Below are 19,456 nucleotides of genomic sequence, written 5' to 3'. Positions count from 1 at the left end.
GCGGTTTTGTGTATACTGTATATATAGACAGATATTCACAGGGGGTGTTATGAAAAATACAGCTACTAAAAGTGCAAATGGCCTCGCTTGTTTTTTGTTGGTCTTAGCTTGCTTGTTGTTTCTGGTTGCATTGCTGACTGTAAGCGCCTTACCCGCTCTTATGGGGGGGGTTGTCTCTTTATGTTGTTATCAGTCATTTAAAAAGCCTAATAAAGATTGGAATGCCACTTCAAGCAATGGCGGTGAAAAGTCGTTTACGATGGAATATTTTGAAGCGCCTATTTCATCCGCTGCAGTGTCTTTAGATCTGTCTAATGCAAATAAACATGATTCTTAGTTTATGTTGTTGAAAAAAAAGCCCGCTTATGCGGGCTTTTTGTTGTCTTAGTTTTAGCTTCTCTTTAATCCGTCTGTGTTGATTTCTGGTTTTGGCAGATCTTCTACTGGTGCGGGTTGTTCAGGCGTTTGCTGTTCTAGCGGAGCGAACACATCAAATTTTTCTCCCCTGTTTGAGTCTATCTGCATTTGCAGGTTAGCGACTTTACTAACCAAATCTTGTGAAAGATGAATCTGTGCGGAAGGCTGCTCAGTCATGGCCGTGCGGGTGGTCTGCGCCTGATTCACTTCGCTGGTGCCGGAAGGCTGCTCAGTCATGGCCGTGCGGGTGGTCTGCGCCTGGTTCACTTCGCTGCTGCCGGAAGGCTGCTCAGTCATGGCCGTGCGGGTGGTCTGCGCCTGGTTCACTTCGCTGGTGCCGGAAGGCTGCTCAGTCATGGCCGTGCGGGTGGTCTGAGTATTACTTAATTGTTCATACAACTGATCTCGCAGCGTCTTGGTTTCTGGCTCCACTTTCTGCTGCTCTGTACTCCTATCCTGCGATTCAGATGTTACAACGGCAGTACGGGTTACTGTGCTTGCGCCGCTTGAACCCGTTAAATAGCCAGCAACTTTATGTTCTTCTTGAATAACCTTAGTGTCTGCTGTAGGTGGCTTTTCATCTTCTATAGGGGTTGGTTTTTGAGCGGATATTTCTGTTTGTGACGTAGTAATTACTGATTCCACAACTTTCTTTGTGTCTGTTGTGTCCACCTCATCCATATCACGTGCGTCGGCTGTTAATGCGCGAGCTGTCATTAGCTTTCCTGATGGGTCACCATTGTTAATTCCTTCTTTGTCGTCCTGATGCTGACTTTCAACAGCGCCTCTGCTCGTTGGGATGTATTTATCATCCAGTCCTTGGTATTTTTCCTTCCATTCTTGGAATAGGGACTCTGATTCCTGCCGTAGATATTGAGCTGCCAACGGCCTGATCTCATCGAGCTTTTCAGGTGTAAACAATTGGTTTAATTGTGTGCTGCTGTAGCCTTGGTCTTGTAGCCAATTAACAAAATCTTGTTGACGGTTCTGTCCTAGTTCGAAGTTGGATGTTTCGATCTGTGCTGCAGCCTGCTTGTAGCTTTCACCTTGCGTTATTCTTGCGTTTGCCTCATCAATTCGGGCATTTGCCATGTCATAGTTTTCTGCAAACGATGTACGTTCATCTAGACCCGTGCCTTTGCTTTCTGATGCGCTGCTATCTTTACCAACATTAAATAGAGTCTCCATTGATTTTGAGAATTCTTCACTCTGCAAGCGCTTCTCTATCCAGTTTTGTGATTCTGTCTCTGCGGTGCGTGATGATTGCGATCCTTCTGCTCTCCCTCCGGTTTCGGCTCCTATTGGGCCAATACTTCCACCTACTTTAAATGAGGCATAGGCAGACAGCACTTGAGACCTTGCTTCTTCTTCTGATACTCCAAATTGTTTGGAGTATTCTTTTGCGACGTTGTTAAGGTTGCGCACTGCCGTTGATTCTTTAGAATCATCACCGTAACGCCAGTTGTTCCCTGTATTTCTGTTTTCATACTGGTTCACCGCATTGGTGATCGAACCTTGCAGTGCTGCACCTTTTCTCTCTTGCCATTGAGCTGACTCTGATTTGCCAGCGTCGATCATCCGTTGACCTTCTGCAGATAACGTATTTGACACTGCATTTCGGCTGAACAGGTTTGCGCTTTCGAGGCGGCTATAAGCATTCGATGTGTCAAAAGCCGTGGTGCCATTACCAAACTGCGTTTGTTGGATGCCGTTTGTTCCCATACCGGTGAACATGCTCGACCCGCGATAACTGCCGCTTGTGTCCCAGGTATTCCCCGTCATTGAGTTGAAAGCGTGTGTGCCCTGAGTTGTGTTTCCTAGACTGATGTTACCCGTCGTGATTTCTTGAGCCACACTACTCGCGGCATTAGTGGCTGGGCCTAAACTGGATTGGATCATGTGGCCGATAGCGCCACCAATTCCAGTGAGAACCATTGCAATATACGGAATGTAACCCGCGTATTGGGCGGCTTGGGTGGCAATTCTTGCTTGCACATTGACAATGCCTGGTTGGGTTAACGCAGAAAGGCCACTTGCAATCGCTTGAGTTTCTGCAACTGCATTGTTTGTCATCATGCTATTTAAAATGGCATACATCGGCCCCCACAAGCTGATCATAAAAAAGAGGCCAGCATACGTTTTTACAAACTTACTCATTCCCCCTGGCAGAGTGGCAAAAGGGGCTATTAGGACGAAAGAGCCTGATAGAAACAGCACAAATACAACTCGTGAATACGACAGCCATTTTCCAGTTTGAGCGCCGGTGATTGAGTTGGTGTACATCGTTTGCAAGTCTGCTCTTGCACTAATGTAGGAACTCATTGCTGCGTCAGAGTCTGTTTTGGCGCTGTAGTTCTCAACTGCATCGTACATCAAGTTGATGACCATGTTTTGTTTGAGAATATCAGTGGCACTTCTGCTGATTCCGATAATATGTTCGTGGGTGATAGGGAGCATGCTGAACACTAATGCTCGGGCCTTGTTTGCGTCTTGTTCTGGAAATGCACGACGAGCAAATTGCAGTACTGCACTGTCTGTTTCTTGCGTCAGGGCAGTGTCCAGGTCAAGGGTGCCTGAAAAACAGGTTTTCCAATCCCCTCTGTACTGGAATGCACGGCTTTTACTGTTGGCATTGGTCTTCATAAATTGCCATATATCTTCGGCATTCATGAGATCATTAAGGGAATAGTGACCCAGTTGAACATCATACATAACGCATTGTTGTACAAACGCGCTCAATGCGTCTCTAAGTTCACTGTCTACAATGGTTTCGCGGCTGGCCCTGATTATCATATCTTGCGCGAAAATCATGCCTGTTTGCGTGTATTTGAGATCGCCAACTGTGGAGAATACGGCTTCTGTGCCTCGTGTGGCCGCATATTCCATTTTTGTTGTAATGGAGAGTATGGCGGCTAAACCAAGGGGAACATTGTCTACACGAATGCCGTTATAACCGGCATGCACTTCGTCATATACCTTTGCGGTCACCCTTGTGTTAATGGCTACTGAGGTAAAGACAAAAACGCCCAACACATAGATAAATATGTCGGTCATTTTTGCTTTTTGAATGGCGGCTAACGCCATCATATAAAGACAGCCAACGGCCAGGGCTATTTTAACTGCAAGTCCTAATCCATTTGCGTTTGCATACATGGCGACGGCGTTAAGGTAATAGACCATATCTCTGCCGCCACCTGGGATGAAAATATCAAACTCCATCGTGATTCCCCTTACAGTGAGCGAGTAAATTGAAACGCGGATGTGACTTGATTCGTTAGCTGTCCGGCAAGCATTCGCTCAAGCTGCATGGTGCGATCCATCATTTCGACATGCTTACTGACGTTATCTTTTGTTTTCGACTGCATCTGGGTAATAAACGTCCGTAGCGTGTTCAGTTCATTGCGCCAAGTTTCTACTTGCGGCAATGTTGTTGCGGAGTACCTTTGTGTTACGGCTTGTTGTGTGGCATTTATCAGGCCCGTCACGTAGCTATGCAAGTAGTCGATAGCAACAACCTCTGCGTAGGCTTCTGGGTTTAATGCTGATGTGGTTGCGCCACGTGAGTACGCGGTATCAACCAAGATCATCTTGTAAATAGGTACCGTGATTGAGTTGAGGAATTTGATGTGTTCAGGTCTGAGTTCTTCATCCTTACTTGCGGCAATCTGACGCATTTCAGTGATCATCTTCTCGACCTGACCTTTGAAACTTTCTTCTTCACTGATGGTGATTTTATCTGCTAACTGGTTGACGTTAAGGCAACCCTGGCCGGTATCACATGAATGAATTTTCAAATCACCACCACGCAAAAAGGTAGAAAGCCAGTTATCGTTTATCCCTTGCGGGCTTATCATTTCAATCCACGGAGATTCATTCGCGCCTGTCGGTGTTTTGTTGATGATGGTGCCTGTCAGCGTCATTACCATTCGGCGCATTTTTATATCGTTGAACACATTGCTCGAACTTAGCGCTGTCCAGACCAAGTTTTGGTTCATCGTGAGAACGTCAGCAAATTCGTTCTCTGCAGCGGCTTGCCCTGCGATAGATGGCGCTTTACCCATGTTGTCGCATTCGTATTTTGCGGCGGCGCTATCGGTGAAGAACCCGCGCTTTTGGCCCAGTGTTTGGCAAACACTTCGCTGTACGTTTTTGTTCCCTTCATTGGGCCAGATATTGGCGACAACGGCTGCTGCCTGTTCACATGAGTTGATCTGGAATTGGTTGATCATGTTCGCCACTTCACGAAGTTTTTGATATTGCTCTGCGATAAGGGGGGATAGGGTGCCAACGGCAAGGTCAAAGGCGAAACCAGGTGCGTTACTGGCAATAGCTTTCCCGAGTGCCACCAATTGTTCGCTGGATATAAACGAAAAGGCCCCCATAAACGCATCGATACCATTACAGCCCCCGCTAAATGACGGCAAGCTGACCTGAAAGGGGGTCACATTTCTCACTGGGGTTCGCATGTATGCGCTACCGCCTGAGAAGTTCCCCCCCATTTGGCTATATGAAACGTTGGGGTCTGTCGTGTTCATCGTGCCCGAAAAAAAATCTGACATGTCTGATTTAATGTCTGCATTGGCGACGGGGATCAGCGTCAATGTACTTATTAACACCGCACTGCTTATAACGACAATGGCCTTTCTCATATACTCAAGAAAGGCCGTATGGTTACGGTTAGGATTTACTTTCGTCATGTTCAATAGTCCTCTCCAACGGGTATTTCTGTGAGTACATGTATCCTTTTTGCCAGTTCATCGTGAGCCATCACGCCCACGCCGATAGGGATTGGTTTTCCTGTTTCTGAGTCGAATAAAACAGTGATTGGGCTTGGGTATTCTTCCACTCCCATTCGATAGATAGCGCCGTTCTCATCCCGCTTCCAATCGCCTGTCCAGGTGCGTAGTGGCTTTCCATCACGCGATATACCTTCTACGTGTAAACCATGCTTTTGCGCGAAACTGTCCAACACGGGGGCATACTTGAGGCAGCTTGAACAAGTGGACTCAAAGACAAAGAAAAGCCCATAGCGCTCGTTTAGTTTCTTCAATGTGTCTTCTTGGGCTTTCTCTCGCTGTATGTCGAATTCGCGTTTTCCAAGAAAATTGGCAGGTCTGACTGCGGTGTAATCCAGATCGGGGTTTGTCCATGCAATGCGTCGCCAGTAATCAGATACCAGGGTGCCTCTGTCCATCGTGTCTTCAAAATAGTCTCGACGGTATGCTTCAACGGTTTCCATGCTGGGTTCCATAAGCATACGTGCGCGGGCCCGTTGTTCTTCTTCTTGGTATTTTTCAAGCCAAACAAGCGGGTCGTTTGGGTCTTTCTTGGGGGGTTCTGGCGCAGCTTGCTGGATGACGACAATTTGAGGGAGGTCTTTTTTGGCTTTCGGTTTTGATTCTTCGGTTAGCACTGTTGGTTGGCAGTCCCAGGCCCAGCCGATCTCTATGTCGCATTGGTTGTCTGCGTCGATTTCTATATATGAATTTCCGGCTTGCGCCGTGAATGACACCACCAAAGCGATTGCCGTGCTGAATAGTCTACTTTTCATATTAGCGCCTAGTTATTAACGTTGTTTTATATTGGAATAGTAACAACATTATATGCATTATTGATAATTTCAGCGCAAGTTAAAGGCGGTTTTTTAACCGCCTTTTGAGAGTCTACTTTTGAATGTATTGACAGGTTTCTTGCCATGTATCAGTGATCGTTGCATCCTCGGGGGCCCAAACATGTAGGCATTTCTCCCTGTCTGGGTCATACGTTGTTTCTGGGGGGCAGCTATATGTGGGGGTGCTTACTGTAGGTGAGCCTAGTTGGGCTGATATGTAGTAATGCATTGATGGGAACCAACCATTGACTTGACCGTAGTAAGCCGCTCTTTTGACTTTTAAGGCGTTTGACTTGATGACAACTGGTTGCCAACTGCTGTTAACCTGCATTAAATCAAGCCATATCTCCCCGCTGTGATTTCCGCTTACTCGCTTATAGTAGTATTGTCTGCCAATAGGAGTGTTATTGCCTGGGTCGGTACTTATTGCCCAGTAGTAATCTGTTTTGTTTGAAGAAGGAATGTATTGCACTAGCCTGAGTGTCCAGTACAGTTGTGAATAGACGTATGTTGTAACCCAGGATGGTTGACCAATACATTGTGTACCACTCAATGTTTCTCCTGGCTTACAACTCATAAGCAATGGGTATTCAATGTCTGGTGGAAAGGTGACTTCAACGGTAAGAGTCTCGGTACATTGCTTCCATCTGGCTTGCTCCCCTTGTTCACACTTATAGTTATGGTGCTGGGTTACATCAATGTTGCGGCCAACATTGCAGTACTGCAACTCTGTTTGCTTGTCCTTGTTGCACTGATAGAGGTAAGTGGAATCGACTTCTATCACCTTATTTTCGTTACAGGCGATGGTTTCTGGTAGCTCTGATTCTGTGCAGGTTTGTACGGTTTCCCACTCATTCCCTGGTGTTTCTACTTCCACACAATCTGAGTAATCCATATCGAGATCGCCGGTAACGCTGGTTGGGTCTCGGGTAATGGCGTTGGCATCGTCTAACCAGTCTTCACCGCTCAGATCTGGCTGGGCCAACATACCATTGATAAGCTGTGCGCCTTCGTCGTCAGGGGCCTGGCTGAAACCATCGGTTTTGAGTGCGTCGGAATCGCCATAGTACTTGCTGTTGTCCGGCGCTTCTTCATATCCAGGTACTGTTTCTGGCGTGGCGTTTTTGAAGTCATTGATTGACTTGGCCTGTACGCCACTACTGCTTAACCAAGAGCGGGCATCTTGCTGACTGGCAAGGGCTAAATTGGTTACTGTCGCACACAATATGGCTATAGCAATTCTATTCATTGAGCCCCCATTTGGTCATTTACCGCTTCTTCAACGCGATCAACCAGTTCGTCATTTTCGATAATACCGGCTGTGAATTGGTCGATGTATTCTGAAAAATCTATGAGATCAAACCTTACGTTTTGCAATTGCTCGGGGGTTATGCCTACACACTCAGGACTTTCCGCCGTTCCCCAACTTAGGTTTAACTGTTCTTTGGCTCCTTCCATAACAATGCGCGAAAGCATGCTGTTGTATGCGCAGTAGACTTGTTTATGAACGACGCAGGTGCCAATAACAGGAATTTCCTGACTGCAATACGTGCCTATGTAGTGGGTAAGGCTATCCGCTCTTTGCTCAATGAGTACCTTGTCTTCATTGGCGCAACCGCCTAAAGAACCATTAGCCCATCCACTATCATCACAACAATCGACGGTGGATAGCGCGTACTGTTTACAGGTACTTACTTCGCCTGAAAACACATTCAGAGAATCAGGGTTAAACTCGTTTCCGGCTTCCATTGCGGCATTCAGGTATGCAGCGGCAACACCAAAATCGCTGTTGGGTTCATAGCCTGTTTCATAACAATCAGGGCCGATGCAGAAAATTTGATCCGCGCAGTTTATCTGTGTGCTGTCATCGCCTTTGTTGGTGCAGGTATAATTTTTGGCCCATGAGGTACATTCCCCATTCGGAGCAGTCAAAATGCAGCGTGTTTCGGTCAGCTTGCAACGTTCCTGGTCAATGGTTTCGCAGGTGGAAACAACATCCCCAGAGTTGCAGGTGTATTCGTAGTCATAACGCCAGCATTCCTTATAAACAGGGAGGCCGTTAATGATGCGGGTTTCTGCGGGCTCGCCACATGTCTTTGAATTGAGCAAACAAGAATCCGCTAACGGGTCGCATTCTTCGGTGTCCCATTCATCTTTAATGATCGACAGGTGCGAATCGATGAAGATAATGCCGTCTTTCTCTGTCTGTGGTGCGTAACAATCATAGGTGAATCGACTCTTTGCACATTCGCCATTCGCCAATGTTTTTTCACAGACTTCTTCGACTACCTCACAAATGGTTTCCAGCGGTTTACAGTAGTTGTCTACCGATGCGAGGTAGCAGGTATATTGCTTTTCCCATTTCCAACAATCTTTGTAGATGGGTTTTCCATTGATGTTTCGGGTTTCAGGCCCTTCGGTGCAGACATTGCTTGTAACCTCACAGGTGGGGTTGTCATCCAGATCCTGACACTGTTCGTTATTCAATTCGTCTTTGTCTACGGTGTAGGTGGTATCAATGAAGATGGCAGGGTCATTGGCGGGCACTTTGTCACCACACGTATAGAACTTTTCCCAAAGCACACAATCACCGTTCGGGTTACTGACCTTACACTGGCTGCTTGTATTAATACATGCAGTAGCCAATCCTGCGCATGTATCGACAGAGGTTCCCGTCCGGCAGTAGTACTCTGCGGTGTATTCCCAGCAGGGCCGATATATATCTACCCCGTTGATATTTTTTGTCGCAGCACCCTGGGTACATACCCGCTCTTGTACCTGGCATTTTTCGTTGATGTCCTCATTGGCGTTGCTTGGTAAGGCCATCACAACCAGGAGATATAAAAAGAAGGTCATTAGTCGATTCATGCGCTGGCCTTATTCGTTCCAGTCTGCGGATTGGAGGCGTGTTAAATGCTTCATGGCAATGTCTGAGCTATCGCCGCGCCAGGTGAATTGTTCCAATGCGTAGTGAAGGGAGGTATTGCCCGTCATTCGATCATGCAGAGGCAAATCCCGACGACATAATTGATCTTTTGCGTCGCATGGCTTTACGCCTTCAACAGCCATAATGATGGTTGGTACTCGGGTAACTTCGAATAGCTCAAACATGGTGGGGTCAATGGCAAGGGTTACGCCGCTTTCTTTCGAAAGCCATTCCATAAACGTAACCGTCTCTTTTAGGCTGTTATTGTGAAAGCCTCGGATGTAGATCTCGCCTCCCGCCCGTGCGGTTTGCTTTGCCAGTTGCACCAGTGCCTGTTCTGGCATAGATAACGTGACAAAGACCATTAATTCAGGAAGCGGATCGGTCACTTCTGAGTTGGCCTTTTGTATCGATGGCGCTCTTAACTCTTGAAGCATGGCGGCAATATCAACATTTCCTGCGCTTGCGGGTGTTGGCCCATTACCAAAATCTGTTTGGGTCGCCAAGTATGCTTCTGATTCTTTCACCAATTGAGCGGCGGCAGCTTTCACATCCTCGCTTTCACTTCGGCGCTGCACATCTGTAATCAGTGATTGTGCGGCGCTTACCTCGCGGCTGATGGCCTGGTTCAGTTCCTGTTGCAGTACTGCAATGTTTTCATCTGCTTGCGGGGCGGTGTCGATTTGTGAGACCAAGTGATTAGCTTGGTCTCTGTAGCTTTCAATTTCGGCATTGGCTAGCAAAGGTATGAGTACCAATGCGGCTACAAGTCTTTTCATGCTGCTCTCTCCAATTACCAGGCACTAACGCAACAGTTGCGTTTGCGCCAAACTAGCCATCCAAAATGTTCGCCAGCAACGGGGAATTCTTTAGCTTCTTCATAGAGCGCGGTAGAACGTCCGTAAGGGTTACAACAGAAATAACTCGTTGTGGTGGGGATGGGATAGGTAAGCTGGCTGCGATACTGACTCTTTCGCATGATCGGCATTGGGTAGGTTCCACAAAGCCCCTGATCGCCCAGCGAGCCCCACAACTGACCTTGCCGATGCAGTTTATATGTCATCTTTTCTAACAGGTTCAACGAAGCGCTGATGCCGCCATGATAGGAATCAATGCGGCCATCCATAGGGTATGCAGTCCCTGAACACCCTAAACACCAAAACATAGGGTCGAGAGGAAGACCGGCTGTTGCTGCAACGCAATCGGCGGCGCAAGCGGTAATGGCGACGGGATTATTGAATATGACCGCTTCGGGGTTTAACAGAAATGTCAGCTCATCGTTGTGCCAAAGTGGGTCGAGTTCCGTCATGTAAGCCAGATCAAAGCCCTGTGTTTCTTTACAAGCGACATCGGTAATGAGGTTGATAAGATTGATCAGCGGGAAGATGTACCAGTGAGCGTGGAAAAACGCGTCACCTTCATCACCGCGTGGTAAATCTCCTTGGGTTGGCATGATCGATCCGAGATTCAACGTGCCCCCGCCAAGGTTCACCATGCAACCAGGGGTGCGGGTAACGTCTACTAACCGCGTGGGCTCCCAGAAAGACACCCTTAAACCAATACGCTGATAGGGGGGGTAAGGTATGGGACAGGTACAGATTGGATTGGGTGAGCCTGGTAAGTCAGGTTTATCGGAGGGAACAACGGGCAATTCCCCTATTTTGATGGGAAATATACAGGCCCAACACACATCGGTAATAGGGTTGGGGAATCGCCCCGTACAGGTTGCGCCGCCAATTGGGATGCTGGCATTGGCCTTGGGTATTATTGCGATAAGCGTTGCAAGTAGTAGCAATATTCTAATCATAGGGCCACCTCTGTTACCTTCATCAAAAGCCTTTCCATGTCAGCGGTGACGACAGAGGGCAATGCACGGAGGTTGAAGCGGCTACTTAATGAGCCACCTTGATCAAAGTAAAACCAGACCCCTTTCTCTCTAGATAGAGATAGGGGGGCCCCCTTGGTCAATATGATCTTTGTTGGGCCCTTTTGGTTTTCTGAAACTGCAAAGTCAACCTGTTCAGGGTTGTCACCGTCGATGAAAATCAGCGTTGTGGTTATCTTTCTGTGCTTCAATGGGTTAACCATTGTCCCTGCCTTTGCCAATACCTGGTCATCAACCACCACGTCTGCTTCCAACGGGCGGGACATGTCAACGTAGAACACCTGATCTGTTGTGGCGTTAACCAAGCCGTTTACCGGAGGCGGGCGCTCGGCTGTTCGGTAGACGTTTTCTTTAAATTCCTGATTCATTGCGTCTAATGTGCCATTGGCCTCAAGTTTTGTTAGTTCCTGCTCGATGAGCGTGAGGGCACTGAGTTCAGTGATCTCAAATGTCGGCCCTTCTTTTCCAAAGTCCTTTGCTGCGCACGTAGCACTAAAACAGAGGAATACTGCCGCCAAGGATATTCGTTTCATTGATCAGCCCCATTGAGAAATAACGAGAGTCGTAGCTATCAGGATGTGTGCCAAACGCGAAAAAATATCCGTCAGGAATCGTCGTTGGCTCGATGGGAAATAGTGGTTCACCGAAATAGGTCAGCTCTTTTGCCCGCCCAACCAGTTCGTCATTGATGTAAATGTTTCGATCCTTCACAGAAACAACATCACCTGGTAGACCGCGAACAATTTTCGTCAGCTTGCGCCCTGCAGCCCACTTGTTGTCGTCAGGAACTTTGAATTTCACCAGTTCACCAACTTGAAAAGAACGTTGGTGTATGTCCGTCAACGCCATGCGGTAGGGCAGTGATTCTGATGAAAGAAAGTCGATCCGGTATTTGGAGGTGAAGGCAGCTAGCGCGATGACAAACAGAAAGCACACCGCAATGAACTTTGTGGATGCACTGTTCACTTTGCACCCCCCAACTGGCCTATAAGCGCGGTGATGTCTCTTTCTGCCCCTGCTATCACAGCCTGTTTAGGTAGCACGATAACGCCAGCATGCTCTGATACTTGCACCAATTTTTCCTGAATTTGCTCGGTATATTCGATCAGTGATTTTCGTTCGCTGTCGGTGATCTCTCCGTTGCCGCTACGGGCGATTTCGTCACTTCGGGTTCTGATAAGTTGTTCAATATCAACCGTCACAATAGAAGGTGGTTGGGGTGGGGTGGGTTTCAGCGTTTGAATGATGGCCGTGGTAGCCGCACTAGCTATCACCGCGAGTACGATTGTCACAAGGCCATTTTTGGTTTGTTCTAGGGTGAGTTTCATTCCGGTCTTTCCTCGCTTGCACTGAATGGTGTAAACACAATAATATAACTATTGTTGTTTTAACGTAAACTTATCACATCAATAGATAGAAAGGGTGGAGAAATGGAAAACGAAAAAACAGGTTTTGCTAAGGCGTGGGCGACTCTGGGCGAGAAAACCCGTTGGATGAACTCAGAGGGGGGTCAAAAAATCACTATGATTCTTGCGGTGATCCTGGTTGGTTGGTCTCTGTACAGTGCGTTTGTACCAAGTGATGAGGGTAAAGCTGCGCCGTCAGCCCCCGCGCAAAACTACACACTCTCAGAATAAGATTGCAGTACTGCAATAAAAAAACCGCTCACTTGAGCGGTTTTTTTGTTAGGCCGTTTCCATTAACTCTGTGTCGTCGGGTACCTTGGGCTGCTCCTTGTATTCCAGAATAGTAAGTTGCGCCAACTCACGCGCCTGTGCTTCCGGCAAGTGTTGAAACAGGGCTTCCAAACGAGCGTCACTGTCTGACATGCCTTTCTCGATTAATTCACGTTCTGTCATGCGAATATCCAGCGCTTGCTCCATGTTATTAAGCTGCTTGTCGAGCCAGGTTACACGGCTGTAGTCCGGCCCTTTTGTCGAGAACGCTGACACAGAGTAAGGGTCGAGAATTAGCCGGCCAACCGCTTTCACACCATTAGGAGCAATAATTAATGCCTCAGAGTAGTATTCACCGTTGCGTTTCACGCTTTTTAGCAACCGCTCAAAATGGCTGTCCACGTCTGATACAGTTTGGCGCTTGTATTCGGCAATGCTTTCTGATTTCTGGCTCAACATGACGGTATAGTCAGATTGTTCCCAACAGGCTTTCGCGGCTGGGTTCTTGAAGTAATCTCCCACCGATTGTGTGCCGGTCACTAGCGATCCTTGGTACTTACGCACTCGGCGGGAAGCGTCTTCGATAAATGTTGCATCCCGTGAATCAAGCATCTTCCACCCTTCATCAATTTTGATGAGGGTAGGGGTTTTGCGGTCACCGTGATACAAGGCTTCGGTGATGTGATACATCAACAACTTGATCACCACTTGCATCATACGCTTACCCATCGACTCAAACTTTTCAGTTTCCAGGACAACGTAGCGGTTGTTGAAGTTCACATTACACTGGCCGCTAAAGTACTTGCCGTACTCACCGTGCAGGGTGTAAGGCTTAATCATGGCGGCAATTTCATAGAGTGTGGCGCGGGATTGTTCGGGGATGGTGCTTTTGCCGTTGGCATCATCGGTTGCGGCCAGTGCGACAAAATGGTCATAAATGAGCGTAAAGGTCGTCTCTTGTTTGTATTTTTCAATAACGTCTGCTGTGACCGTCAGAATGACTGATTCCTCAAAATCTGAGGCATCGGATTTTTGTCGGCACATGGACATGATGATACTTGAGATCATTGCCTTAACTTCGGCCCAATACTCTGCCACCTCTGAACTGGGGGCCCCAGGCGCAGGGCCCAGGTTTGAGAATGGATTGAGAGACAGTTCATGATCAACATCGATATAGGTACCACCGAAAAGGTGACACGCATGACGGTAGCTGCCGCCAATATCAATGGTGTAGTCGCGCCCACCAATCCCGAGCACAGCATAGGAAAGTTCGTTCATGAAGACGGATTTACCTGAACCGGATTTGCCGACTACCGCAACATTGAAATTACCGTCATTGTTAAGAAAAGGATTGAAGTTAAGCGGCTGACCACGCCGCCCTATCATCATCATGAGCGGGTGCGACCAATCGTCACCTTTCCATTCTCCTTGCATTTGTGCCAGGTTCGCAATTGACCAGCAAAGCTGCTGTTTCAAGCGTTTCATGCTATGCAAGTCCTGTCCGAGACCTTCTGCGAGTGTGAAGGGCAAGCAGACAAGCAGGCTTTGTAACTGCAGGAAGGGAACACGGGATAGTTTCCAACCGCATGAATCATAAATACCTTTGATTTGTTGTTCGCAGGTATTGCCTTTGCCATCCGGCGCGAAGATCACAACATGTTGGTACATTTGTACCAATTTTTCCCCGTCGTTCAGCTTTGCAGCAACAAAGTTGAGTTCTTGGGCCTGTTGCTTTGTGTGGGGGGTCAGGTTAGCAACAAAGCCACGCTGCTCGGCTTTTTTATTGGCACTGAGGGCTTGTGTAAGGATTTTGTTTTGCGCGGAATCTTGTTTAAGTACCTGGAACGCAGTAACAAACAAAGTCGGACAGGTAAGGCGTTGTGCATCATTGTACATATCACCGATTAAACGCTGATTTTCCCACTGGGGCCAGATACGTTTTCGCTTGCTTATCGATAGTACCCTGACATCCGTTGCAGATCCGGTTCCTTCATTGATCACGAGGCGGCCAGGACGAACGCGTATTTTTTGGTTATCCTCAACCGCTTGTGTGTTGAGCATTTCGTATGGATTGTATTGCACTTCGGGTCGGGTTGTTTCCCCGTTGTTCCCCAGGATTTCTCGGGTAAAGGCCAACAACTGTTCAGGCTTGACCAGAATGTTATCAATGTATGCCTGATGAAAGCTGGCTGACAGGGCATCACGAATACCGAGCAAGGTGTCAATGTCACGTTGAGAAGGTTTACCTTCAAGCGAAACTGTGACTAACACTCGATAATCAAACAGCCTTAAATTCAGCTTGTCATATAAGCTGCCGTATATCCCTTTTTCGAGGTGGCCCACTCGATATTTCGCCACCTTCTCGATAAGTGTGTCATGCCCCTCTCGTGGGCCTTTCCAGGTGTTCAATTGGCCCCCAACACGGTTACTGGCGTAATCCATGATTGTTACCCAGGCTTTTTCAGGGAGCTGTGCGGCCAGTGATTTACTGAGTATTTGAACCATTTCATCGGTGGCCCCTACCATCGGGGCTAACTCGAAAATGAACCCATAACTGTTGTCGTTTAGGTACAAATCCGTTTCTGTGTCATACAGACGAAACGGGACGAGATCGCGGATTGACCCGCCATCATACGTTGTGTGCGTCGATGCGGATGCATACTGGCTGACGGGGCTGTCGTGCCCGTCAACCGAGAGGTCAAACTGATTCGCTATCACGTTGATATAGCGTTTGCTTGTCTCTATAAAGCTACTCATGAGTCCCATATTAGTACTCCATATTTCGCCACTGGCCTTTCTCTGTCCAGTAGATGAACTGCTGATCTATGAATAGGTCATTTTCGGTGTCCAACCATGCTTTAAACCACATCCTTTCTGTGTTGCCATGTTTGCGCAGAGGATTACTTAACGCCGGTTTCACCGGATACGTCATGTCTTGTGCAATCTCGATAACTTTCTCTCTGCTACCAGTTGGCGACACGACGGTCTTTTCGGATGTGGAGGCGCTAACAGTTGGTGTGGATTCACTGACAGCGCCTGGGCCCTTTGGGATGTCGCCTGGTACGTCAACATCTGCTGTGGTGAGACAAGGCGATACGCCGTCTGTCAATGGACAATCGAATTCACTGACTGTGGTTGATTTGGCGCAGCCCACCATGTTCAGTGCCGCGATGATCAATGCGAAAAACGTGATTTTTTTCATGGTCAAAATCCTCAGTTAGTGATCGCTTTTTCGATGTCAGCCCAACGTTGTACGCTTTGTGCGCCTGATACGATTTGGCCCGTCTTCGCAATAATGGTGTGTGGAGTGGAAAGAGGAACGCCGTTATTTCGCAACCACTGCTTTATTGATGCCAGATCATTGACATTGCAGTTGGCACGGCTGGTTCCATCCGTAACAATGGTGTTACTGCTCAACAGTGACTTGATGGCCGCAGCAGGATCGGTTGAGCAATATACTTGCTCGTTAATCTCTTGACTGCCCGCAGTGACTAACAGCAGTCGTTTGATTGTGAGTTGTGTTTTTTCGAGTCCTTCGTCATTTTTTCTACATGCACCACACATCGGATCAAACACCTCGTAAACGACGGGGGCACCTTCAACGTACTGTGTGGTGATAGCGAATTTGTCTACTTCTGCCAAGGCTTCTGTTTTGACAAAGGATGCAGGGCGTTGCGGGGGCGATTGAGTGCTGGCGGCTTCCTGAGTTGGAGTATCAACCATACCTAACTCTGTTTTTCGCGCTTTAATGAGATCTGTATTTGTCGCAGGGTCATAAATGCCACCGACAAACAAATATTTCCCGCTTTCATCGGTGTAAAGAAGATTATTGGCCGTTTGCACTTCGTATATGCCGGTGATCGGTGAAGGGCTAACGGCACGGATCGGTGTTTGTGGAAAACTCGCTGCCACCGTTTTTCGAATGGTTTCAAGGTTGGCGATTGAGGTACCTTGAGTGTCCATTGCTGCGTTTTTGGTGTCCACAATAGGTGAATTAGTCAGGGTCAACAGGGTCAATACTTGCAGTACTGCAATCAAGATTACTGCGCCGTAAAACTGTGATTTGCTCGTGATCATGTGGTTTGCTTCCTTTTTTTACTGGTACAGCTCGGTATTCCAATCAGTGCGGGTCGCTTCTGTTTGGCCTGTGCGTTTAAGTAAGTCAATCAGTTGTCCATTAACAGCATCTGGTGCTATGTCTGAGCCTTTTTCATCCAAGGGGATGCGAGATTTGTTTGCGGTTTTAACGTCCTTTTCGTCAGTGCCATCCAGGTAAACCCCTTTCATAAAGACAATCGTGACATCGGTACCTGCTTTTAGTGGAATGACCGGCTGTATCTGCTCCAAACGCTTCATGTAGTAGCGGCCCAATTGTTCACCGCTGCCTTTCAATCCACCGGCTACCAGTTCCCGTGCTGCGTCAGCCGCGCCACCTGAACTGTTCACCGTGCCGAATGCAGATTGCGAAGAAGTACCAACTAATGTGTCAACGGCGGTACCGCTAGACGTTAGGAGGGAGGCCCAAAATGCGCGTTCTACCAAGTCGCCTTCGCGCATCACCACTTTTCCGTGTATGCCATACATACCTTTGTGGGCCAGGTAGCCATATACGCGTGTGGTTGTGACCTCGTTTGGCCCCACCGCACAACTCATTTCATGTAGCTTTGCGTGACCTTGCTCTGATGAAATATCCCCGTATGCTGACCCTGTGATCGTACATCCGTCAGTGTCGGCTTCCAGATTGTCATTGCGCCACACTGGGCCTCTTGCTTTGCCGCGTACTCGAATTGTGATTGGACGTGGATCATTTTGTGCATCAACGGCTGCAGAGGCTTTTACCCCCACAATGATCCGACCTTCTGCATAGCTGCCCGCTGGGAGATAGTTATCGACACTCATCACCTTCTTGGCTGCGTTAAAATTGGCCTCTACCAATTGAAACTGCTTGCGAGTAAGTCCCTTTTGGGTGGGGGGCGCTGTGGTTGTGGTGCCCTGGTTTCGTGTACGGCTATCACGTGGACTGCCAACCGGTTGCTGCGGCGGTGCTTTTGTGGGCCATCCCGTTGCGGTCACACCGGAAGCGGGCGACTTTGATTGGTTTATTTGCGCTTCCAATTGAGTTCGCGCTTCTGCATCCGCATCTAGACGTGTAAGCAAGTCGAGATCCCTGGCTTCTCGCTGAGCCTGATCCTGAGCGTAAAGATCCAAAAATTTCTGGAACTGTGTTTGTAGACCAGCAACGGTTTCTTCTTTTTGCTGTACTTCTTGTTGCAGTGCTGCAATTTCACTCTTTAAACGATCCTGTTCGACTTCGTTTTGCATCTGATAGTCGCGGTCATAATCTCTGCGTCCAGTAAGCGAAGGGTGACGGTTTTGTCCTGTTGCGGCCTCAAGGCGTTTGTCCAAGTCAGTTTTTTCCGACCTGGTGGTTTGCGTTTGCGGGGCAGCAGACACCCAGATATAGCCACCGCCGCCAACAATCGCTACAAACAGAAACAGCAACATGAAATTCCTGTTTTGTTTGCTCTTGTTCTTTTCAACGCTCTCCGAGGGGGCTACGTCATTATTTTTTTCAATGTCTGACATGATTACCTCTACTCAGTAGATGAAGTTACGGAACACACGAATCGCGGTCATGGTTTCGCCTGGTGCCAGAATGATGTCTTCTACACCCGTGGCTGTCTTTTCAGCAGCACCAACAAGCCATACGCCAATCAGGTACTTGTCATTGAGCATTCGCTCGTTTAACACCTGGGGTACCGCTGTTGTGTTTGTGATCAGCATTTTGTCTGCACGGTACTCACTGCCGATGGCGATATAGTGAATTCGTGCTGTCAATGGGCCCAGTGAGGGTGATCTGTATTCAATCCCCTTTTTCATTGATTCCGCTTTAAAGCCAGGTAAGGCCATGCCGGATTCCACCGCTTTTGCTAGATTCCAGGTGGTCAGGTTTTCATTTCTGAATTGGCGTTCCCAACTGGTTGCCAGTTTTGAGCTGTGATCTGCAACGCGCAGATTGATTTCAGTGTTTGTTGTGGGGATTTTTTGGGGTTGCATACGGATTTGTATAGTGTTGCCGCTTTCTGTGGTCAGGAACCCACTGATGAGCCTGGTGCCATTCACTTCTGATGGTGACACAAAAAGGTCGCCGGATTGCGGGTCATTTGTTTCTACCGTTGCCCCTTCCATGCCAATGAATGATGTAATGCGATCACCGTTGATGGCTATTCTGTTGGGTTCTGCGATGCTGATAGCAATGTTGACCATGCCACCAGGTTGAACATACTTTGTCGCCGCTGCCTGCACTGTTGCTGTAAACATGAGCGCGGTGATAAGGAATGCACGAATCATAATGTTGCTCCTTTTTCCGTGGGGCGTTCCTTTTCATAGAAGCGCGTGATCAATGCTTCGCCATTCACTGAGGTGTACCGAAACGCCAGTGTCACAGCTTCGTCAGGCAGGTCAGTAGCGCCTTTTTTTGCACTAAGGACACCTTTGACGTATACGGTCTGGGTGGGTTCGTCTGCGATCACATCATTCACATACAGCGCAAAAACGTAGTTCTTTTCGCGTATGTCTTTCACTTGCTGAAATACCCACCTTTTCATTTCGTTGTGAAACGAAGGATGGGTGCGACGTAGTATGCGGGTTTGTACCAGCTTGCCATTACTGGGTGTTAGGTTGTAAAGCGCCAGCGCGTCGCCCATTGCCAATCCTTCCAGGTAACATTCACTCGCGCCAAATGATGTGACCCAGGCATGGCAGTTATCTGAGATAAACTGCGGTTGAACGACGATCTTTTCTTTTCCGGCGATTTGATACATCACGATCAGGCACACAATGAGACCTATCTGTGCCAGTGCGCACAGTACAAAAAAGGCATTACGCGCAACTTTTGTACGGCGAGCGTCTTGGTTGGTGTGGTTTGCGTCCATTGGAAT

Annotated in this window: 18 protein-coding genes; 2 read left to right on the top strand and 16 right to left on the bottom strand. The window is 48.0% G+C overall.

The window, feature by feature from the left end:
* Positions 1 to 49 precede the first annotated feature (49 nt).
* Complete coding sequence (locus tag KU854_RS20695) at positions 50 to 337, top strand: hypothetical protein (RefSeq protein ID WP_218360234.1); 288 nt, start codon at positions 50 to 52, stop codon at positions 335 to 337.
* A gap of 53 nt (positions 338 to 390) precedes the next feature.
* Here KU854_RS20695 and KU854_RS20690 read toward each other — a convergent pair whose 3' ends face one another.
* The 10 genes from KU854_RS20690 to KU854_RS20645 form a co-directional block, all read right to left on the bottom strand.
* Positions 391 to 3,636, bottom strand: coding sequence for a conjugal transfer protein TraG N-terminal domain-containing protein (locus KU854_RS20690; protein WP_218360233.1), 3,246 nt, complete (start codon positions 3,634 to 3,636; stop codon positions 391 to 393).
* An 11-nt stretch (positions 3,637 to 3,647) separates the two neighbouring features.
* Positions 3,648 to 5,114 (bottom strand): conjugal transfer protein TraH, encoded by a 1,467-nt coding sequence (locus KU854_RS20685; RefSeq protein ID WP_218360232.1) that lies wholly within the window; start codon positions 5,112 to 5,114, stop codon positions 3,648 to 3,650.
* A gap of 2 nt (positions 5,115 to 5,116) precedes the next feature.
* Entirely contained in the window at positions 5,117 to 5,968 is an 852-nt protein-coding gene (locus KU854_RS20680; protein ID WP_218360231.1) for a conjugal transfer protein TraF, read from the bottom strand.
* A gap of 112 nt (positions 5,969 to 6,080) precedes the next feature.
* Entirely contained in the window at positions 6,081 to 7,277 is a 1,197-nt protein-coding gene (locus KU854_RS20675) for a hypothetical protein (RefSeq protein WP_218360230.1), read from the bottom strand.
* Entirely contained in the window at positions 7,274 to 8,896 is a 1,623-nt protein-coding gene (locus KU854_RS20670) for a conjugal transfer protein TraN (protein WP_218360229.1), read from the bottom strand. Before KU854_RS20670 ends, KU854_RS20675 begins: the two co-directional genes overlap by 4 nt.
* A 9-nt stretch (positions 8,897 to 8,905) precedes the next feature.
* Positions 8,906 to 9,733 (bottom strand): type-F conjugative transfer system pilin assembly protein TrbC, encoded by an 828-nt coding sequence (trbC, locus tag KU854_RS20665; RefSeq protein ID WP_218360228.1) that lies wholly within the window; start codon positions 9,731 to 9,733, stop codon positions 8,906 to 8,908.
* A 14-nt stretch (positions 9,734 to 9,747) separates the two neighbouring features.
* Complete coding sequence (traU, locus tag KU854_RS20660) at positions 9,748 to 10,761, bottom strand: conjugal transfer pilus assembly protein TraU (protein WP_218360227.1); 1,014 nt, start codon at positions 10,759 to 10,761, stop codon at positions 9,748 to 9,750.
* The gene (locus KU854_RS20655) at positions 10,758 to 11,372 is read right to left on the bottom strand and encodes a hypothetical protein (protein ID WP_218360226.1); all 615 of its coding nucleotides are present in this window, start codon (positions 11,370 to 11,372) and stop codon (positions 10,758 to 10,760) included. Before KU854_RS20655 ends, traU begins: the two co-directional genes overlap by 4 nt.
* On the bottom strand, positions 11,332 to 11,805 hold the full coding sequence (lepB, locus tag KU854_RS20650) for a signal peptidase I (RefSeq protein ID WP_218360225.1): 474 nt from the start codon (positions 11,803 to 11,805) through the stop codon (positions 11,332 to 11,334). Before lepB ends, KU854_RS20655 begins: the two co-directional genes overlap by 41 nt.
* The gene (locus KU854_RS20645) at positions 11,802 to 12,167 is read right to left on the bottom strand and encodes a TrbI F-type domain-containing protein (RefSeq protein ID WP_218360224.1); all 366 of its coding nucleotides are present in this window, start codon (positions 12,165 to 12,167) and stop codon (positions 11,802 to 11,804) included. Before KU854_RS20645 ends, lepB begins: the two co-directional genes overlap by 4 nt.
* Before the next feature lie 102 nt (positions 12,168 to 12,269).
* Here KU854_RS20645 and KU854_RS20640 point away from each other — a divergent pair, with 102 nt between their 5' ends.
* Positions 12,270 to 12,476 (top strand): hypothetical protein, encoded by a 207-nt coding sequence (locus tag KU854_RS20640; RefSeq protein ID WP_218360223.1) that lies wholly within the window; start codon positions 12,270 to 12,272, stop codon positions 12,474 to 12,476.
* A gap of 48 nt (positions 12,477 to 12,524) precedes the next feature.
* On the opposite strand, the gene traC is transcribed toward KU854_RS20640, so the two are convergent.
* The 6 genes from traC to KU854_RS20610 all read right to left on the bottom strand — a co-directional run bounded on the left by traC (position 12,525) and on the right by KU854_RS20610 (position 19,450).
* Positions 12,525 to 15,281: a type IV secretion system protein TraC gene (gene traC, locus KU854_RS20635; protein ID WP_218360222.1), complete on the bottom strand. Its 2,757-nt coding sequence runs from the start codon at positions 15,279 to 15,281 to the stop codon at positions 12,525 to 12,527.
* 1 nt (position 15,282) lies between these two features.
* Positions 15,283 to 15,717 (bottom strand): TraV family lipoprotein, encoded by a 435-nt coding sequence (locus KU854_RS20630; protein ID WP_218360221.1) that lies wholly within the window; start codon positions 15,715 to 15,717, stop codon positions 15,283 to 15,285.
* Positions 15,718 to 15,728: 11 nt separating this feature from the next.
* Complete coding sequence (locus tag KU854_RS20625; protein ID WP_218360220.1) at positions 15,729 to 16,553, bottom strand: disulfide isomerase DsbC N-terminal domain-containing protein; 825 nt, start codon at positions 16,551 to 16,553, stop codon at positions 15,729 to 15,731.
* A gap of 57 nt (positions 16,554 to 16,610) precedes the next feature.
* Positions 16,611 to 18,020, bottom strand: coding sequence for a TraB/TrbI/VirB10 family type IV secretion system protein (locus KU854_RS20620; RefSeq protein WP_218360219.1), 1,410 nt, complete (start codon positions 18,018 to 18,020; stop codon positions 16,611 to 16,613).
* Between the two features lie 93 nt (positions 18,021 to 18,113).
* Positions 18,114 to 18,866, bottom strand: a complete 753-nt coding sequence (locus KU854_RS20615; protein ID WP_218360218.1) for a TraK domain-containing protein — start codon at positions 18,864 to 18,866, stop codon at positions 18,114 to 18,116.
* The gene (locus tag KU854_RS20610) at positions 18,863 to 19,450 is read right to left on the bottom strand and encodes a type IV conjugative transfer system protein TraE (protein WP_218360217.1); all 588 of its coding nucleotides are present in this window, start codon (positions 19,448 to 19,450) and stop codon (positions 18,863 to 18,865) included. The genes KU854_RS20615 and KU854_RS20610 overlap by 4 nt, the downstream gene beginning before the upstream one ends.
* Positions 19,451 to 19,456: the final 6 nt, after the last annotated feature.

Origin of the sequence: Enterovibrio paralichthyis, assembly GCF_019209835.1 — a bacterium.
Lineage (GTDB): Bacteria > Pseudomonadota > Gammaproteobacteria > Enterobacterales > Vibrionaceae > Enterovibrio > Enterovibrio paralichthyis.
Note: the sequence above shows the minus strand (reverse complement) of the source record. Positions and strands in the feature narration are given on the sequence as shown.